Below are 16,124 nucleotides of genomic sequence, written 5' to 3'. Positions count from 1 at the left end.
TCCAGGATGCAGTCCGCACCGCCGCAGCGGCAAGCCCGCGACTGCTCCGATCGGATGCAACGGGGGTGAAACGTTCGCGGTTCTACGGTCGCCGCCTGGTCGCAACGACGCGGGAGGCCCGACGATGGCGAAGTACGCCGCTCCAGGACAACCGGACAGCGTGGTGACGTACCGGGACCGGTACGACCACTTCATCGGCGGCGAGTACGTCCCGCCCGCCAAGGGCGAGTACTTCGCCAACCCCACCCCGGTCACCGGTGAGGACTTCACCGAGATCGCCCGCGGCACCGCCGAGGACGTCGACCGCGCGCTCGACGCGGCCCACGGCGCCGCCCGCGCGTGGGGCAAGACGTCGGTCGCCGAGCGCGCGAACGTGCTGAACAGGATCGCCGACCGGATGGAGGCGAACCTCGAGAAGCTGGCCGTCGCGGAGACGTGGGAGAACGGCAAGCCGATCCGCGAGACGCTCGCCGCCGACCTGCCGCTCGCGGTTGACCACTTCCGCTACTTCGCGGGTGCCATCCGCGCCCAGGAGGGCGGCATCTCGCAGATCGACGAGGACCTGGTCGCCTACCACTTCCACGAGCCGCTCGGCGTGGTCGCGCAGATCATCCCGTGGAACTTCCCGATCCTGATGGCGGTCTGGAAGCTCGCCCCCGCGCTCGCGGCGGGCAACGCCGTCGTGCTCAAGCCAGCCGAGCAGACCCCGGCGTCGATCCACGTGCTGATGGAACTGATCGCCGACCTGCTGCCGCCGGGCGTGGTGAACGTCGTCAACGGCTTCGGCGTCGAGGCCGGCAAGCCGCTCGCGTCGTCGCGGCGCGTCGCGAAGGTCGCGTTCACCGGCGAGACGACCACCGGCCGGTTGATCATGCAGTACGCCAGCGAGAACATCATCCCCGTCACGCTGGAGCTCGGCGGCAAGTCGCCGAACGTGTTCTTCGCCGACGTGGCCGCGCAGCGGGACGCCTTCTACGACAAGGCACTCGAGGGCTTCACGATGTTCGCGCTGAACCAGGGCGAGGTCTGCACGTGCCCGTCGCGCGCGTTGATCCAGAGCTCGATCTACGACCAGTTCCTCGGCGACGCCGTGGAACGCACCAAGGCCGTCAAGCAGGGCCACCCGCTCGACACCGAGACGATGATCGGCGCGCAGGCGTCGAACGACCAGCTCGAGAAGATCCTGTCGTACATCGACATCGGCAAGCAGGAAGGCGCGAAGGTGCTGACCGGCGGCGGGCGCGCCGACCTCGGCGGCGAGCTGTCCGGCGGCTACTACGTGACGCCGACGGTGTTCGAGGGCGACAACAAGATGCGGATCTTCCAGGAGGAGATCTTCGGCCCGGTCGTCTCCGTCGCGCGGTTCGACGACTACGACGACGCCATGAAGACCGCCAACGACACCCTCTACGGCCTCGGCGCCGGCGTGTGGTCGCGTGACGGCGGCGTCGCCTACCGCGCGGGCCGCGACATCCAGGCGGGCCGCGTGTGGGTGAACAACTACCACGCCTACCCGGCGCACGCGGCGTTCGGCGGCTACAAGCAGTCCGGCATCGGCCGCGAGAACCACCGCGTGATGCTCGACCACTACCAGCAGACCAAGAACCTGCTCGTCAGCTACTCCCAGAACGCCCAGGGCTTCTTCTGATGCCCCGCGTCGCGCTGACCCCGGGAGCGGCGGACGTCCTCCGCCGCCTCCGGGCGGACCACGGCGAGCTGATGTTCCACCAGTCCGGCGGCTGCTGCGACGGCTCGGCCCCGATGTGCTACCCCGCCGGGGAGTTCCGCACCGGGTCGTCGGACGTGCACCTGGGTGATCTCGCGGTGAAGCCGGGTTTCACCGTTCCGGTCTGGATGTCCGCGGCGCAGTTCGAGTACTGGAGCCACACCCACCTGACGATCGACGTGGTACCCGGTCGTGGGAGCGGTTTCTCGCTGGAGGCGCCACTGGGAGTGCGCTTTCTGGTGCGTTCACGTTTGCTGAACGAGGAAGAGCTCTAACATGCGCGCATGACCGTCCAATGCGGATGCTGCGGAGCCGAGATCACGTCGACGGACCGCATCGACTACCGGTTGAACCGTCCGGAGCAGCTGATCGGCGTGCCCGGTGAGCAACTCGGCGCGCCGACAGGCGGCCTGCTCGTCGGACCGGACGGTGACACATACATCCGTTGTCTGCTCCCGGTTCAGCTGACCGGTGGAACAGAGCTCGTGTTCGGCGCGTGGATGCAGATCAGCAAGGTCGACGCCATGTACGCCCACGCGGTGTGGGACAACGACGGCGAATATTCGAACCTGCGTGTCTCGGGCAGGTTCGCGAACGTCATCAGGCCGTGGGACGTGCTGGGCGTGCAGGCCGAGGCCGCCGTGTTGAACGCCGACGAGCTGCCGTACTTCACCTCGCACCCGTTGCTGGAGCGGGACTGGGACCGCGACGAGGTGCTGAGCCGCATCCGCCACCCGTTGCCGGTGCCCGTGCGGGAGAAGTTCGGCGAGGTGTGGACGATCGAGCGCACCGAGGGCATGCGCTGCCTGATCGAGGGCAGCACGGTCCGGTTCACCAGCCCCGGCCGGACGGTCACGATCGACGTCTACCGCGACCTCACGGGCGGCAGCCCGAGCGACTTCCTGGGCGCTGTGCTCGACGGCTACCCGGCGAACGCGGAGCACTCCGTCGAGCACGACGGTGAGGAGCTGCGGCACGCGTTCTGGCTCAGCGAGGTCATCTACGGCCACGAGGAGCAGGTGTTCCACGGGCACGTCGTGCGACGCGGCACCATGCTCTCCGTGCGGTGCGTCTACCGCTACCCCACCGACAGCGCGTGGGCGCAGCACGTGCTCAACAGCGTCCGGTACATCGGGTGACGGCCTGCGCGTGCTGCGGCGCCGAGGTCGACGAGGACGGCGCGATCGACCTCGACCTCGGCCTGCCGCCCCGCTCGGCGGGTGCCGAACGCCTGGCGGGCGGCAACGTGCTGCTGGGCGCCGAGTCGTACGTCCGGTGCGTGCTGCCCGTGGAGCTGACCGGTGACCTGGAGCTGTGGTTCAGCGCGTGGATGCGGGTCACGCCGGAGGACGCCCGGCGCGCCGCCGCGTCGTGGGGCGTGGAGTCGCTGCGTCTGACCGGCACGTTCGCGCACGACATCAAGCCGTGGGACGACCTCGACGGCGCCGAGGTCGTCGCGGAGGTCGTGGAAGCCGGCGCGCCACCGGACCTCGTCGCGCATCCGTTGCTCGGCAAGGTGTGGGACCGCGACCACGTGCTCAGCGCGTTCCCGGTGGAGCTGCCGATCTCGATCCGGCAGGAGCTGCGCGACTCGTGGTCCGTCGAACGGACCTCAGGCCTGACCCCGCACCTGGTCCCGGACGGCCTGCGGTTCACGGGCCCCGGCCGCACGGTCTTCCTGGACACCCGCAAGGCACCGGGTGTGTCCGCCCGCTGCGTGCTGGAACTGGCGCTCGCGGGGGCGCCGTCCGTGCCCGCCGACCAGAAACTGCTGGTCGCGGACGGTGTCGAGCTGCGGCACGCGCTGTGGCTCACGACGATCCGGCACGAGTTCTACGGCCACGTCGCCCGCTTCGGCGAGCTGCTGATCGTGACGTGCCTGTACGACGACCCCGCCGACCACGCGTGGGCGCGGCACGTGCTGAACAGCGTCCGCTACCGGGCCTGACCGAACGTCAGCCGCATGTCGTCCAGCACGACGCTGACCAGCGGCTTCCGTCCCGCCAGGTAGCCGAGCGGCCCGTCGGCGGGGATCAGCCACGCGGTGGAGACCAGGCGGAGCCGGCCGGACATGGCCGCGTGCGCGCGCACGTCCCTGCCGTCGAGGCGATGCGCCGTGGGACCCGCGAACCGCCACCCGCCGGGCAGCCTGACGCCACCGGTGACCGCGACCGCCGCGATCGACGAGCCCTGGCCGAAGCGGGCGAGCTGCTTCGGGATGGCCCAGAGTTCCCGGCCGCCGTCCCGGGACGCCTCGCTGTCGACCCAGATCTGCGGCACCGTCACCGCCACCGAGCCGCCGTCGCGCACCGGCGCCGCCACGAGCAGCTCCTCGTAGGTGAGCACGCTGCCCGGTTCGTACGAGACGAACGCGACAGCGATGAAAGTCTTGCCCGCCAACGTGATCAGCCGCGCACCGGACGGGAGGTGCTCGCTCGGGACCTGGCCGCGGGGAACGCGGAACACGGAGATCACGGCAGATCCCCGCATGTGCCACGGTTCTGGTGGGTACCGCACACCGGAACCGTACCGCGATCATGATCGGCGCACGCGGGACACCAGGACCGTAACGTCAGGGAAATCCCAAGTTTGCGCGAGTGAGCTGGACCACTCGGCGGACCGGACTGACGATTCCCGCCATGAACGTCCTGCTGGCATTCGCACTCACCGCGAGTCTCACGTCTCCGGTGCACCTGCCCCCGACCGCGCCGTGCCCGGAGAACGTCCCCGCCGGCACCACCTGTTACGAGGGCAGAGACACCAACGGCGCGTACTACACGATCGCCGTGCCGAAGAAGTGGAACAAGACTCTGGTCGTGCACTCGCACGGCGGCCCCGACCTCGGCGACCCCACGCCCGAGCGCACCCGCGACGACCTGAACCGCTGGGCCGTCATGGTGAAGGAGGGCTACGCGTGGGCGGGCACGTCGTACCGGCGCGGTGGCTACGGCACGCGGATGGCGGCCGAGGACACGGACAACCTGCGCAAGATGGTCAGCGCGATGCTCAAGCCCCACAAGGTGTTCATCCACGGCCAGTCGTGGGGCGGCAACGTCGCGGCCAAGACCATCGAGCTGTACAAGGGCTATGACGCGGCGCTGCTCACCAGCGGCGTGATGGCCGGCGGTTCACGAGGCTACGACTACCGGGTCGACCTCCGCGTGGTCTACCAGTACTACTGCGGCAACCACCCGCGCCCGTCCGAAGTGCAGTACCCGCTGTGGCAGGGCTTGCGCGCCGACTCCACGATGACCACCGCGGGCCTGCGCGGCCGCATCGAGGAGTGCCTCGGCGTGGCCGGCAGCCGCACGCCCGAACAGCAGCAGAAGCTGAACGACATCCTCGCGGTCACCAAGATCCCCGAGGAGACCCTGAGCTCGCACCTGAACTTCGCGACGTTCACCTTCCGCGACATCGTGCACAACCGCCTGGGCGACCGGAACCCGTTCAGCAACACCGGTGTCGTCTACAAGGGCTCACACGACGACAAGGCCCTGAACGCCGGTGTGGAACGCTTCGCGGCCGACCCCGCGGCCCGCGCCGAGCTCGCCTACGACAGCGACCTGACCGGCAAGATCGACATCCCGGTCCTCTCGGTCCACGCGATCGGCGACCCCACGGCGTTCGTCGAGCACGAGTCGGCCTACCGCGACACCGTGCTGAAGGCGGGCCGTTGGTACAACCTCGTGCAGACCTTCACGACAGAGGCGACGCACAGCGCGTTCAGCGACTCCGAGTACGCGGCGGCCATGCAGTCGCTCGACGCCTGGGAGAAGTGGGGCGTGCGCTCGAACCCGTTCCTGATCGCGGCCTCGTGCCCCAGCCACGACCAGAAGTACGGCACCGGTTGCTTCTACAACCCGTGGTACCGCCCGGCCCCCTATGAGTCACGGGTGGCACCGCGCGCTTGACCTCCAGCTTGATGGAGGTACGACGATCATGGCCATGAGCGACACCACCGAGATCGAGCAGCTCGTGGCCACCGTCCAGCACTCGCAGCAGAACGAGCTGGCAGAGGAGTTCCTCGGCCTCTTCCGCGCCGACGCGATCTGGACGACCGCCCACGGCAAACGACTCACCGGCCTCGACGAGATCGCCTCCTTCACGCGCCGGAGACTCCCCGGCTCGACGAAGGAGGCGACCGCCACGTACGAGGTGGAGAACGTCCTGTTCATCCGCCCCGACGTGGCGGCCGTGAAGATCCGCCAACGCCCGGTCACCCCGGACGGAACCGCTCTCCCTGAGCAGAACGAGGGCTCCCCGCTCTACATCCTGTCCAAAGAGGACGGAACCTGGAAGATCGCCGCGGGCCAGAACACCATCGTGCTCTGATCCCCTACCGCCCCTGCAGCGCCTTCACGTTGTCCCCGAAGGTCCAGCTCTTCGACCCGTCCCAGTTGACCGACCAGGTCATCAGCCCCTTGAGCTGACCGCCGAAGCTGTTCCACGCCTGCCCGACCAGCGAAGGACTCAGGTACCCGCCCCCGGCGCCCGGCTGGGCGGGCAGGCCCGGCACCTGCTTGTCGTAGGGCACCTTGATCGTGACCCCTTGCACGACCAGCCCCTTGTTCAGGCACTGCGTCTGCGCCACGAACCCCTGCACGGTCCCGGCCTGGTAGCTGTCCCCGGCACACCCGTACATGGACCCGTTGTAGTACTGCATGTTCAGCCACCACAGACGCCCGTTGTCCGCGTACTTCTTGATGATCGGCAGATACGCACCCCAGATCGACCCGTAGACGATGCTGCCACCCGTCACGTACGCCGTCTCGGGCGCCATGGTGAGCCCGAACCCGGCCGGCATCGCGTTCAGCACGCCGTCGATGATGCGCACGAGGTTGGCCTGCGACGCCGACAACTGGCTGATGTTCCCGCTGCCCACCAGCCCGGTCTCGATGTCGATGTCGATCCCGTCGAAGTTGTACCTCTTGAGGATCGGCACCACCGTCGCCACGAACCGGTCGGCCACCGCACTGGAACTGAGATCGATCCCCGCCGTCGCACCCCCGATCGACAACAGGATCGCCGCCCCGGCCGCCTTGGCCGCACACATCTCCGCGGGCGTGGCCACCTTGACCCCGACGTCCATGCCGTCCTCCCACAGCACGGTGCCGTCGGAGCGAATGACGGGGAACGCGGCGTTGATGACGTTGTAGCCGTGCTGCTTGATGCGGCTGTCGGTGATGGGCGTCCACCCGAACGGCGGGTGCACCCCGTTCGAGGAGCCGTCCCAGTTCTCCCAGTACCCGTGCAGGACCTTGCCCTGCGGCCGTGACTTGAGCGCGCACGTGTCGGCGGCTTGGGCGGTGGGCGGGATGAGGAGTGTGGCTGTGAGCAGGAGCAGGGCTGTCAGTGCCCTGGGCAGGATTCGGGCGGACATTCGCTCACCTTTCGCGTTCAGGCGGCGACCCGCTGTCATTGAAGCACGAAATGGTCCAGACCTCTACGGGCGGAGGTGGGGATGGTAAGCGGAGGTGGGCAAAGGGCGGTGCGGCCGGGATGGAGGCGGGTGAGGTGTCGCAGGCAGCGCGGCGAGGGGTGGGGCGCAGGTGGCGGCGGGCTCAGGTGAGTGTCGGGGGTCGGGGTGGTGGGCAGGGCGCGGCCGGCAGGCAGCGCACCGGGGCGCCCAGAAAGGGCAGGCGGCAGGGCGCGACGGTGGCGGCGGGCGGCAGGGTGCGACCGTGACGGGCGGCCGGGCAGGGCAGACAGCGGGGTCGGCGGCCGGGTGGGTGGGGCGAGCGCGGACGGCGACAGCCCTTGGGCAGCAAGGTGAAGGCGGAGTGCGGCGGTGCGAGAGCGAAGTGCAGCATGCGGCGGGGCGGGGCGGGGCGAAGGCGAGCGCAGCAACAGCACAGCCCAACCCACACGAAGCCGAAGGCGAGCCCGGCAACGCCGCAGCCAAACCCCAGCACGAGGCCGGAGGCGAGCCCAGCGATGGCGCAGCCGAGCAGTCTCTTGCAAAGCGAGGTCGCGGTGGTGGCTCCCCCGTCTAGCGCGACTCAGCTCTCGCTGCACGTGAGGTGGGGTGTCAACTCGACACGCTTTTCGTCGAGTTGACACCCCTCCTCACGTGTGGCTCGCTCGCTAGCGCTGGACGGGGGAGCCACCACCGCAACGCAACCACCAACGCAACAGCAAGCCGCCCAACACAAACAGGCGTGCCATCAACCCGCGAGCGGCGCTGGAGGGGCTCCTTTGGGAGTGTCGGGGGATTGGGGGCAGCGCCCCCAACACCACGCACGCACCAGGAACAGGCCCCACGCAACGCGAGGCCCTACGCAAGCCGCCCTACACAAGCCGCCCTACGCAGACTCCCGCCGAACCAACACAGTAGGCAGCATCTGCTTCTTGGACTTCACAGTCTCATCCCGAAGCAACTTCATCAGATGCTCCACCATGTGCTTGACCTGCTCATCAGAATCCTGCCGAACGGACGTCAACGGCGGCGAAGTGTGCTCAGCAATCGCCACATGATCGTCAAACCCGACAACAGCGACATCCTCAGGAACCCGCCGCCCGGCTTCGTGCAACGTCTCCAACGCCCCAGCAGCCATCAGATCGGAAGCGACGAAGACCGCGTCCAACCCGGGAACCCGCCCCAGCAGAGCGGACATGGCCTTGCGCCCACCCTCCCGAGTGAACCCGCCGTCCTCCATCACCCGAGCGGCACCGCGATCGTCCAGCCCGAGAGCGGACCGGAACCCGTTCATCCGGTCGATGGCGGACAGCTCGTCCACCGGCCCGGAAACGTGCACGATCTTCCGGCGCCCGAGCGACTTCAGGTGCTCGGTGGCGAGAACGGCCCCGCCCTCGTTGTCGTTGTCCACGAGGTGCATCCCCCGCAACGACCCCCAGGGCTTGCCGGCGTACACCACCGGCAACGGCAGCTTCTTCACAATGGACACGAGCTCGTCGTTGCGGTGCGGCGCGAACACCAGCGCACCGTCCACGTGCCCGCCGGCCAGGAACCGGTGCGCGCGCATCTGGTCGTCGTGCGAGTGCACGAGCATCAGGACCATCTGCACGTCGACGTCGGCCAGCGCACGCGCCCCCGCCCGGATCAGGCGGGCGAAGTGCGGGTCATCGAAGATCTTGGGCTCCGGCTCGGAGAACAGCACGGCCACGGCGCCGGTGCGGCGGGTGACCAGTGCCCGCGCGGCGCGGTTCGGCTGGTAGCCCAGCGCCAGCACGGCTGCGTTGACCGCTTCCAGCGCTTCCGGACTGACGCGCGGGGACGCGTTCAGCACTCGTGACGCCGTGGCGCGGGAGACCCCAGCCCTCGCGGCAACGTCTTCCAACGTCGGACGCGCGTGGATGGACACGAGCACCACCACTCCTCGATGAAAACCTTTGATCCGCTAAGCAGCTTAGCCCCAAAGGATCTCCCAGGAGGGTTTCCGCGCTGTTCACCGTGTTTTTTCGGCTATCACCGCAGCAATCGACGCTTTCGGGGCACGCCCGCGCGGCGTGATCGAAACGCGGAGCAGGCCGTCCTCCCGGCGTGTCGTGGTCGCGAGGCCAGCACGGGCGGCGGTGCGCACGAGGGCGGTCTCCGTCGGCAGGCACCACGCCACCAGCTCGGCGTAGCCGGCGGCACGGGCGTCGGAGGCCAGTGCGGCGAGCAGGGCGGTGCCCACGCCGCGGTGCTGCCAGGCGTCCTCCACCAGCAGGGAGATCTCGGCACACTCGGGCGTACCGGTCTGGATGAGCTGGCCGAGGGCGACCACCTGGTCACCGGACTGGGCGAGGATCGTGGTGCCGCGGGGCGGGTTCAGCAGGCGGTGCAGCCAGCGGCGCGGCACCGTGCGCATGCCGGAGTGGTAGCGGTTGAACAACGTCCTCATGGAACAGCGGGAGTGCAGGGCGGCCACGGCGTCCTCGTCGGAGCCGGTGCCGGGACGCAGGACCAGGGCCATGCCGTCGTCGCTCAGCGCGCCGCGCAGCGCGGGTGCCGGCGCGTCCACCAGGTCGAGCAACGCCTGCGCGCGGGCCAGCTCGACCTGGGTGAACCGCGCCCAGCCGCGCCGGGCCACCAGGTCGCCCAGCTGGGCCTGGCCGTCCTCCGCCTCGCCCGGTGCCACGGCGTCGGCGGACAGCACCAGCCGCAGCGCCTCCGCGGTCCGGTTCGGATCGGTCAGCGCCATCCTCGCCGCGCGCAACGCCGCCGTGGGTTCGTCGACGAGATCGCGCAGGTCGGCGCTGGTGATCCCGACGCACTTCGCACCCTCGCTGCGGACCGCCTCGACCAGGTCGGCGGGCAGCACGCCCTCGCCCGCGCGCACGACGATCTCGTCGAGCACTCCGCCGGGGACCGGGATCACGTGCAGCGCGAGGACGTTGCAGTCGGCCGAGGCCAGTCTGACCGTGACGCGCGCGAGCGCGCCGGGGCTGTCGCTGAGTTCGAAGCGCATGCGCCAGGTCGTCGTCATGACGCCAAGAGTTCATCGAGCTTGTTGCCGCGAGGGGAACCACGGGTAAAACGATCGAAATAGGGTCACGCGCATGAGGAGATCTCTGGCCGCAGGCCTCACCCTGCTCACCGTCACCGCGCTGGCCAAGCCCACCGCCGCCGCTCCGGAAGCGGCCGGACACGGTGGGCGGAAGCAGGCGACGCTGACGAACTTCGCCTCGCTGCCCGCCGAGACCTACGTCCCGGGGAGCGAGCCCAGCGGGTCGGCCCTCGGCACCACCCCGGTCAACGGCGTCACGCCGCCGTTCGCCGACCAGCCCGTCCAGGGCTTCAGCGGGGTGCTGCGCAACAGCGACGGCACCTACGACGTGCTGTCCGACAACGGTTACGGCACCAAGGCCAACAGCGCGGACTTCAACCTCCGCATCCACCGCATCGCGCCGGACTTCAAGACCGGCCAGGTCGACGTCCTCGGTGGCATCACGCTGACCGACCCGAACGGACGGATCAAGACCCCGCTCGCCCGCGCCGACCGCGTGCTCACCGGCGCGGACCTCGACGTCGAGTCGTTCACCAGGGGCGCGGACGGCACCTACTGGATCGGCGACGAGTTCGGCCCGTACCTGCTGCACTTCGACCGCGCGGGACGCCTGCTCGCCGCGCCGGTCCCGCTGCCGGGCGTGCGCGCTCCCGAGAACCCCGAGGGCACCCCGAACCTGAACAGCAGCAAGGGGTTCGAGGGCATCACCCTCTCCCCCGACGGCAAGACGATCAACGCGCTGCTGGAGGGCACGGTCGCCGGTGACACCCCCGGAACGTTGCGCCTCAACGAGTTCGACATCGCATCGCACCGCTTCACCGGCAAGACGTGGCTTTACCAGCTGGAAGACCCGGCGTTCGCCATCGGTGACGCCATCGCCGTGGACGCCAACAGGCTGCTCGTCATCGAACGCGACGGCGCACAGGGTGCCGACGCCCTGGTCAAGCGCGTCTACCTGGCGGACAAACGCGACCGGGACAGGGACGGCAAGCTCGACAAGACGCTCGTCGCCGACCTGCTGAACCTCGCGAACCCGAAGCACGTCGGCGGCCAGGCCGACCCGTTCCGCTTCCCGTTCACCACGATCGAGGACGTCACCATCCTCGACGACCGGACGATCGCGATCCTCAACGACAACAACTTCCCGTCGTCGTCGGGCCGCACGCCGGGCAAACCGGACAACAACGAGTTCATCACCATCAGGCTGGCCGAGAACCTGCACGCCGACCCGCGCGTGCTGGGGCGCCGCTAGCAGAGAGCGCTCTCACCTGCGGACGGAGATGTCCGCCGGTGAGAGCGCCCAGGCCCCCTCGGCCCGGCTAGACGGTGTAGCCCTGCGCGGGAAGACCGTTCTGCCCGATGATCCGCGACAGCGCGACCGCGCTTTCCTTCACCGTGCGCTGCTGCGTCTCGAAGTCGACGTGCACGATCCCGAACCGCTGCGAGTACCCGGCCGCCCACTCGAAGTTGTCGAGCAGCGACCACGCGAGGTAGCCGCGGATGTCGGCGCCCTCGGAGATCGCCCGGTGCACCGCGCGGACGTGGTCCAGCAGGTACTTCGTGCGCTGGGTGTCGGCCACGCGCCCGGCGTCGACGACGTCGGGGAACGCGGACCCGTTCTCCGTGACGACGAGCGGGATCCCGTCGGTGTCGCGGGACAGCCGGACCAGCAGCTCCGTGAACGCGTCGGCGTTCTGCTCCCACCCGAACCCGGTCAGCTCGCCCTGCGGCGGCTCGATCGTGACGCCGCGCAGGCCCGCGTGCGGCCCGGCCGGTGCGAAGTCGGCGGCGGCCGGAGCCACGCGGGTCGGGTTGTAGTAGTTGACGCCGATCCAGTCGACCGGGGTCGCGATGGTCTCCATGTCCCCGTCGCGCACCACGTTCGTCCAGTCGCCCAGCCACGACGTGTCCTGCAGGACGTCGAGCGGGTAGCCGCGCCCCAGCACCGGCTCGAGCAGGATGCGGTTCTGCAGGCCGTCGACCTTGCGGACCGCCTCGGCGTCGTCACCCCAGATGGTGCTGAAGTTGAGCACGATCGACAGCCGGTGCGACTCGGGTGCCTGCGCGCGCAACGCCTGCGTGGCGAGGCCGTGGGCCAGCAGCAGGTGGTGGGCCGCCTCCAGCGACGCCACCGGGTCGCTGATGCCGGGCGCGTGGATCCCGTTGCCGTAGCCCAGGAACGCCGAGACCCACGGCTCGTTCAGCGTCGTCCAGGCCTGCACCCGGTCGCCGAGCCGGTCGTGCACGATCGTCGCGTACTCGGCGAACCGGTACGCGGTGTCGCGGTTGCGCCAGCCGCCGAAGTCCTCCAGGACCTGCGGGAGGTCCCAGTGGTAGAGGGTGACCAGCGGCTGGATGTCCTTCTCCAGCAACGAGTCCACCAGCCGGTCGTAGAACGCGAGACCGCGCTCCTCCACCTGGCCGCTGCCGCTGGGCTGGATCCGGGGCCACGCGACCGAGAACCGGTAGGAGGCCAGCCCGAGCGAGGACATCAGCTCCACGTCGGAGGCGTACCGGCGGTAGTGGTCGCACGCCGGGTCACCCGTGTCGCCGGCCAGGACCTTGCCGGGCGTGGCCGCGAACGTGTCCCAGATCGAGGCACCGCGACCGTCCGCGGTGGTCGAGCCCTCGATCTGGAACGCCGCGGTGGCCGCTCCCCACAGGAAGTCCGGCGGGAAGGTCAGCACCTCCCGCCCGACCTCGACGTCCGAGTCGGTCGTCATCCTCATCCCTTCACGGCGCCCTGCATGATGCCGCCGACGATCTGGCGGGACAGCAGGACGAAGATCGCGATCACCGGCAGCACCGCGAGCGAGGCGCCGGCGAGCATCAGCGAGTAGTCGGTGTAGTAGCCGCTGGCCAGCGTCGACAGCGCCACCTGCACCGTCGGGCTGTCGTTGGGGTCCAGCACGATCAGCGGCCAGAAGAAGTCGTTCCACGCGGTCATGAACGTGAACATGCCGAGCACCGCCGCCTGCGACCGCACCGCGGGGAACCCGACGTGCCAGAACGTCCGCAGCACCGAGCACCCGTCGACGCGCGCCGCCTCGATCAGCTCGTACGGCACGGTCTCCTCGCACGCCTGGCGCATCCAGAACACCGCGAACGACCCGATCAGCGCCGGCACGATGACCGCCTGCAGCGTCCCGTACCAGTCGAGGTCGGACATCAGCATGTACAGCGGGATCACGCCGAGCTGCGTCGGCACCATCGCGGTCCCGAGCACCAGCAGGAACAACGAGTCGCGTCCCTTGAACCGCAGCCGCGCGAACGCGAACCCGGCGAGCGAGCCCAGCACGACGTTCGTGATCGCCACGGTCGCCGCCACGACGAACGAGTTCTGCATGGCGAGCCAGAAGTCGACGGTGTCGAAGACGCGCGTGATGTTCTCGACCAGGTTGCCGCCGGGCAGCAACGGCGGCGTCTTCTCGCCGAGGACCGAGTTGTCCTTCGACGCCACGATGAACGAGTAGTACAGCGGGAAGATCGACGCGGCGAGCACGGCGACCAGGAACCCGTAGAGCAGGGGACCTGCCTTCGCGTTCTTCATGCCCTCACTCCTTGCCCGCGATGCGCCGCGTCAGCGTGAAGTTGACGATCGCGACCAGCAGGACGACCAGGAACAGCATCCACGCGACGGTGGCCGCGTACCCGGCGTCGAACAACCGGAAGCCCTTCTCGTACATGTAGAGCACCAGCGTCTGGAACTGCCGGTCCGAGCCACCGGTCGAGTTGCTGGTGGCGAACGCGGGGTCGAACAGCGCGGGCTCGACGAACAGCTGCAGGCCGCCGATCGTCGACGTGACGACGGTGAACAGGATGGTCGGGCGGATCGACGGCACGGTGATCGACCAGAAGATGCGCCAGCGCGACGCACCGTCCAAAGTGGCCGACTCGTACATGTCCTTGGGCACCGACTGCATGGCCGCCAGGTACAGCAGCGCGTTGTAGCCGGTCCAGCGCCACATGACCATCGTGGAGATCGCGAGGTGCGACGCCCACGTCTCCGCTCGCCAGTCGATCGGGTCGACGCCGACGAACCCCAGCAGGAAGTTCACGATGCCGAAGTCGCGGCCGAAGAACTGCGCGAACACCAGCGCCACCGCGGCGACCGAGATGACGTTGGGCAGCAGCACGCCCGCGCGCCAGAACGCCCTGCCGCGCAGGCCCCGGTCGAGCAGCGCCGCGAGCCCGAGGGCGGCGAGCAGCTGGGGCACCGTGGACAGCACGAACAGGCTGAGCGTGTTGAACAGCGCGTTCCAGAAGTTGCCGTCCGCGAACAGCTTCACGTAGTTGTCGAGACCGACGAACCCCTGGTCGCCGTCGATCAGCTGCCAGTCGTGCAGCGACACCCACGCCGTGTACACCAGCGGGTAGAGCCCGAAGATCCCGAACACCACGAAGAACGGCGCGATGACCAGGTACGGCGTGTACTTGGTGTCCCAGTTGGTCAGCCGGAAGCGCTTCGGCTCGGAGGAAGGCGAAACCGAGGCGGCCTGGGCCGCCTCGGTCTCCTGGCGCGTCACCGTCACTTGGCGGCGTCCGCTGCTTCCTTCAGGGCCTGCGTCCACGCGTCAGCCGCGGACTGCTTGCCCTGCTCGACGCGGGTGAGCGCCGTGCCGAACACGGGTCCGACCTTCGAGTCCTTCGTGCCGCGGTAGGTCGGCTTCAGCGACTCCGCCGAGGTCGCGAAGATCTGGCCCACCGGAGCCTTGTTGAAGTAGTCGTTGACCGTCGCCTGCACCTCGGCGTCCTGGTAGACCTTCGGCTGGCTCGGCAGGTTGCCGGTCTCCTTGAAGATCCGCTTCTGCTGCTCGGGCGCCGTGAGCCACTTGGCGAGCTCGTAGGCCTCCTTCGGGTGCTTGCCCTGCTTCGGGATGGCGAGGAACGAGCCACCCCAGTTGCCGCCGCCACCGGGCGCCGTCGTCACGTCCCACTTCCCGGCCGCGGCGTCGCCGGCACCCGCCTTGATCAGCGCGAGCGCCCACGCGGGGCAGGTGGTGGTGGCGAACGAACCCTGCTTCAGGGCGACGTTCCAGTCCTGGCTGAACGGCTCGAGCGCACCGGTCTGCTGCTTGGTGCCCAGCGCCGCCGCCGTCTCGAACGCGGTCTTGACCTTGTCGTTCTTCTCCGCGATGTACGAGTCGTCCTTCGCGGCGAAGTAGCCCTCCTCGGTCTGGTCGAGGATGGCCTTGTAGACGTTGCGACCGGTGTCGACGAACTTCACGTTCGGCGTGGCGGCCGAGAACTGGTCCGCCACCTTCGCGTAGTCCGCCCACGTCGGCCACAGCTTGGCGACCTCCGCGCGGTCCGTGGGCAGCTTGGCCGCCTCGAACAGGTCGCGGCGGTAGCAGAGCCCGAGGCTGCCCATGTCCGTGCCGAGCCCCAGCACGAACTCGCCGTTGTCAGCGGTGCCCTGGTTCCACTTCCACCCGGCCCACTGGTCCTTCAGGTCCTTCGCCCCGTACTCCGCGAGGTTCACGAACTTGTCCTTGGAGGCGCGGAACTGCGAGACCACGCCCTCCTCGAGAGCGACGATGTCAGCGGCGCCACGGCCACCCGCGAGCTGGGTCGCGAGCTGCGTGTTGTGCTGCTCCATCTTGACCTTGCGCTGCTCGATCTTGATGTTCGAGTGCGAGGCCTGGTACTCCTCGATGAGCTTGTCGTACCCGAAGTCGGAGAAGAGGCCCAGCGACAGCTCGACCTTGCCGTCGGCCGCGGAACCCCCGCCGCACCCCGCGGCCAGAACCATCGTGAGGGTCGCAGCCACGCTGCCGACCAGCCTTCTGTCCATCCGTTCCGTCCTCCTCGACGACGCCGGTGTGGCGCAGCTAACTGTGGTGAGAGCGCTCTCACACTCAACTGGAGAGGCGCGGGTGTCAAGCGGTCGACATCGTTCCGTAACTTTGTGGAGACGGGCAACAAAAACCCGCACCGGATTCGCGCGC

Annotated in this window: 15 protein-coding genes; 7 read left to right on the top strand and 8 right to left on the bottom strand. The window is 69.1% G+C overall.

Annotated features, from left to right (window positions below; translation table 11 throughout):
- The first annotated feature begins 124 nt into the window (after positions 1-124).
- From ACFWV3_RS11565 to ACFWV3_RS11550, 4 genes are read left to right on the top strand one after another with little or no spacing between them, the layout of a single operon-like run.
- Entirely contained in the window at positions 125-1,648 is a 1,524-nt protein-coding gene (locus ACFWV3_RS11565; protein WP_382410886.1) for an aldehyde dehydrogenase family protein, read from the top strand.
- Positions 1,648-2,001, top strand: a complete 354-nt coding sequence (locus ACFWV3_RS11560) for a DUF779 domain-containing protein (RefSeq protein ID WP_382410884.1) — start codon at positions 1,648-1,650, stop codon at positions 1,999-2,001. Before ACFWV3_RS11565 ends, ACFWV3_RS11560 begins: the two co-directional genes overlap by 1 nt.
- A gap of 9 nt (positions 2,002-2,010) precedes the next feature.
- Entirely contained in the window at positions 2,011-2,865 is an 855-nt protein-coding gene (locus ACFWV3_RS11555; RefSeq protein ID WP_382410882.1) for a hypothetical protein, read from the top strand.
- Positions 2,862-3,674 carry a hypothetical protein gene (locus ACFWV3_RS11550; RefSeq protein ID WP_382410880.1) on the top strand — a complete coding sequence of 271 codons (813 nt, stop codon included), beginning with the start codon at positions 2,862-2,864 and terminating at the stop codon, positions 3,672-3,674. The genes ACFWV3_RS11555 and ACFWV3_RS11550 overlap by 4 nt, the downstream gene beginning before the upstream one ends.
- On the opposite strand, the gene ACFWV3_RS11545 is transcribed toward ACFWV3_RS11550, so the two are convergent.
- On the bottom strand, positions 3,662-4,201 hold the full coding sequence (locus ACFWV3_RS11545) for an acetoacetate decarboxylase family protein (RefSeq protein ID WP_382410878.1): 540 nt from the start codon (positions 4,199-4,201) through the stop codon (positions 3,662-3,664). The two genes, ACFWV3_RS11550 and ACFWV3_RS11545, sit on opposite strands and share 13 nt — an antisense overlap.
- 164 nt (positions 4,202-4,365) lie before the next feature.
- Between ACFWV3_RS11545 and ACFWV3_RS11540 the strand changes: the two genes are divergently transcribed.
- The gene (locus tag ACFWV3_RS11540) at positions 4,366-5,637 is read left to right on the top strand and encodes an alpha/beta hydrolase family protein (protein ID WP_382410876.1); all 1,272 of its coding nucleotides are present in this window, start codon (positions 4,366-4,368) and stop codon (positions 5,635-5,637) included.
- 34 nt (positions 5,638-5,671) lie between these two features.
- Entirely contained in the window at positions 5,672-6,058 is a 387-nt protein-coding gene (locus ACFWV3_RS11535; RefSeq protein ID WP_382410874.1) for an SgcJ/EcaC family oxidoreductase, read from the top strand.
- A gap of 4 nt (positions 6,059-6,062) precedes the next feature.
- Here ACFWV3_RS11535 and ACFWV3_RS11530 read toward each other — a convergent pair whose 3' ends face one another.
- The 3 genes from ACFWV3_RS11530 to ACFWV3_RS11520 all read right to left on the bottom strand — a co-directional run bounded on the left by ACFWV3_RS11530 (position 6,063) and on the right by ACFWV3_RS11520 (position 10,155).
- Entirely contained in the window at positions 6,063-7,106 is a 1,044-nt protein-coding gene (locus ACFWV3_RS11530) for a chitinase (protein ID WP_382410872.1), read from the bottom strand.
- Between the two features lie 922 nt (positions 7,107-8,028).
- Positions 8,029-9,057, bottom strand: a complete 1,029-nt coding sequence (locus tag ACFWV3_RS11525; protein WP_382410870.1) for a LacI family DNA-binding transcriptional regulator — start codon at positions 9,055-9,057, stop codon at positions 8,029-8,031.
- Positions 9,058-9,132: 75 nt separating this feature from the next.
- Positions 9,133-10,155, bottom strand: a complete 1,023-nt coding sequence (locus ACFWV3_RS11520) for a GNAT family N-acetyltransferase (protein WP_382410868.1) — start codon at positions 10,153-10,155, stop codon at positions 9,133-9,135.
- A gap of 73 nt (positions 10,156-10,228) precedes the next feature.
- Between ACFWV3_RS11520 and ACFWV3_RS11515 the strand changes: the two genes are divergently transcribed.
- Positions 10,229-11,428, top strand: coding sequence for an esterase-like activity of phytase family protein (locus ACFWV3_RS11515; RefSeq protein WP_382410866.1), 1,200 nt, complete (start codon positions 10,229-10,231; stop codon positions 11,426-11,428).
- A gap of 67 nt (positions 11,429-11,495) precedes the next feature.
- Here the strand turns inward: ACFWV3_RS11515 and ACFWV3_RS11510 are convergent, their stop codons facing one another.
- The 4 genes from ACFWV3_RS11510 to ACFWV3_RS11495 form a co-directional block, all read right to left on the bottom strand.
- On the bottom strand, positions 11,496-12,899 hold the full coding sequence (locus tag ACFWV3_RS11510) for a GH1 family beta-glucosidase (RefSeq protein ID WP_382410864.1): 1,404 nt from the start codon (positions 12,897-12,899) through the stop codon (positions 11,496-11,498).
- Positions 12,900-12,901: 2 nt separating this feature from the next.
- On the bottom strand, positions 12,902-13,726 hold the full coding sequence (locus ACFWV3_RS11505; RefSeq protein WP_382410862.1) for a carbohydrate ABC transporter permease: 825 nt from the start codon (positions 13,724-13,726) through the stop codon (positions 12,902-12,904).
- 4 nt (positions 13,727-13,730) lie between these two features.
- Complete coding sequence (locus ACFWV3_RS11500; RefSeq protein ID WP_382411330.1) at positions 13,731-14,630, bottom strand: carbohydrate ABC transporter permease; 900 nt, start codon at positions 14,628-14,630, stop codon at positions 13,731-13,733.
- A 74-nt stretch (positions 14,631-14,704) separates the two neighbouring features.
- Positions 14,705-15,970 (bottom strand): extracellular solute-binding protein, encoded by a 1,266-nt coding sequence (locus tag ACFWV3_RS11495; RefSeq protein WP_382410860.1) that lies wholly within the window; start codon positions 15,968-15,970, stop codon positions 14,705-14,707.
- Positions 15,971-16,124 lie beyond the last annotated feature (154 nt).

Origin of the sequence: Lentzea sp. NPDC059081 (genome assembly GCF_042738015.1) — a bacterium.
In the GTDB taxonomy this organism is placed as follows: Bacteria; Actinomycetota; Actinomycetes; order Mycobacteriales; family Pseudonocardiaceae; genus Lentzea.
The sequence above is the reverse complement of the archived record's forward strand: the minus strand, read 5'-3'. Positions and strand labels throughout refer to the sequence as shown.

Bases quoted from the DNA above. Each gene is read 5' to 3' on its own strand.
- ACFWV3_RS11515 (WP_382410866.1), top strand. From the start codon at position 10,229: ATGAGGAGATCTCTGGCCGCAGGCCTCACCCTGCTCACCGTCACCGCG.
- ACFWV3_RS11535 (WP_382410874.1), top strand. From the start codon at position 5,672: ATGAGCGACACCACCGAGATCGAGCAGCTCGTGGCCACCGTCCAGCAC.
- ACFWV3_RS11505 (WP_382410862.1), bottom strand. From the start codon at position 13,726: ATGAAGAACGCGAAGGCAGGTCCCCTGCTCTACGGGTTCCTGGTCGCC.
- ACFWV3_RS11530 (WP_382410872.1), bottom strand. From the start codon at position 7,106: ATGTCCGCCCGAATCCTGCCCAGGGCACTGACAGCCCTGCTCCTGCTC.
- ACFWV3_RS11560 (WP_382410884.1), top strand. From the start codon at position 1,648: ATGCCCCGCGTCGCGCTGACCCCGGGAGCGGCGGACGTCCTCCGCCGC.
- ACFWV3_RS11520 (WP_382410868.1), bottom strand. From the start codon at position 10,155: ATGACGACGACCTGGCGCATGCGCTTCGAACTCAGCGACAGCCCCGGC.
- ACFWV3_RS11565 (WP_382410886.1), top strand. From the start codon at position 125: ATGGCGAAGTACGCCGCTCCAGGACAACCGGACAGCGTGGTGACGTAC.
- ACFWV3_RS11510 (WP_382410864.1), bottom strand. From the start codon at position 12,899: ATGACGACCGACTCGGACGTCGAGGTCGGGCGGGAGGTGCTGACCTTC.
- ACFWV3_RS11540 (WP_382410876.1), top strand. From the start codon at position 4,366: ATGAACGTCCTGCTGGCATTCGCACTCACCGCGAGTCTCACGTCTCCG.
- ACFWV3_RS11555 (WP_382410882.1), top strand. From the start codon at position 2,011: ATGACCGTCCAATGCGGATGCTGCGGAGCCGAGATCACGTCGACGGAC.
- ACFWV3_RS11495 (WP_382410860.1), bottom strand. From the start codon at position 15,970: ATGGACAGAAGGCTGGTCGGCAGCGTGGCTGCGACCCTCACGATGGTT.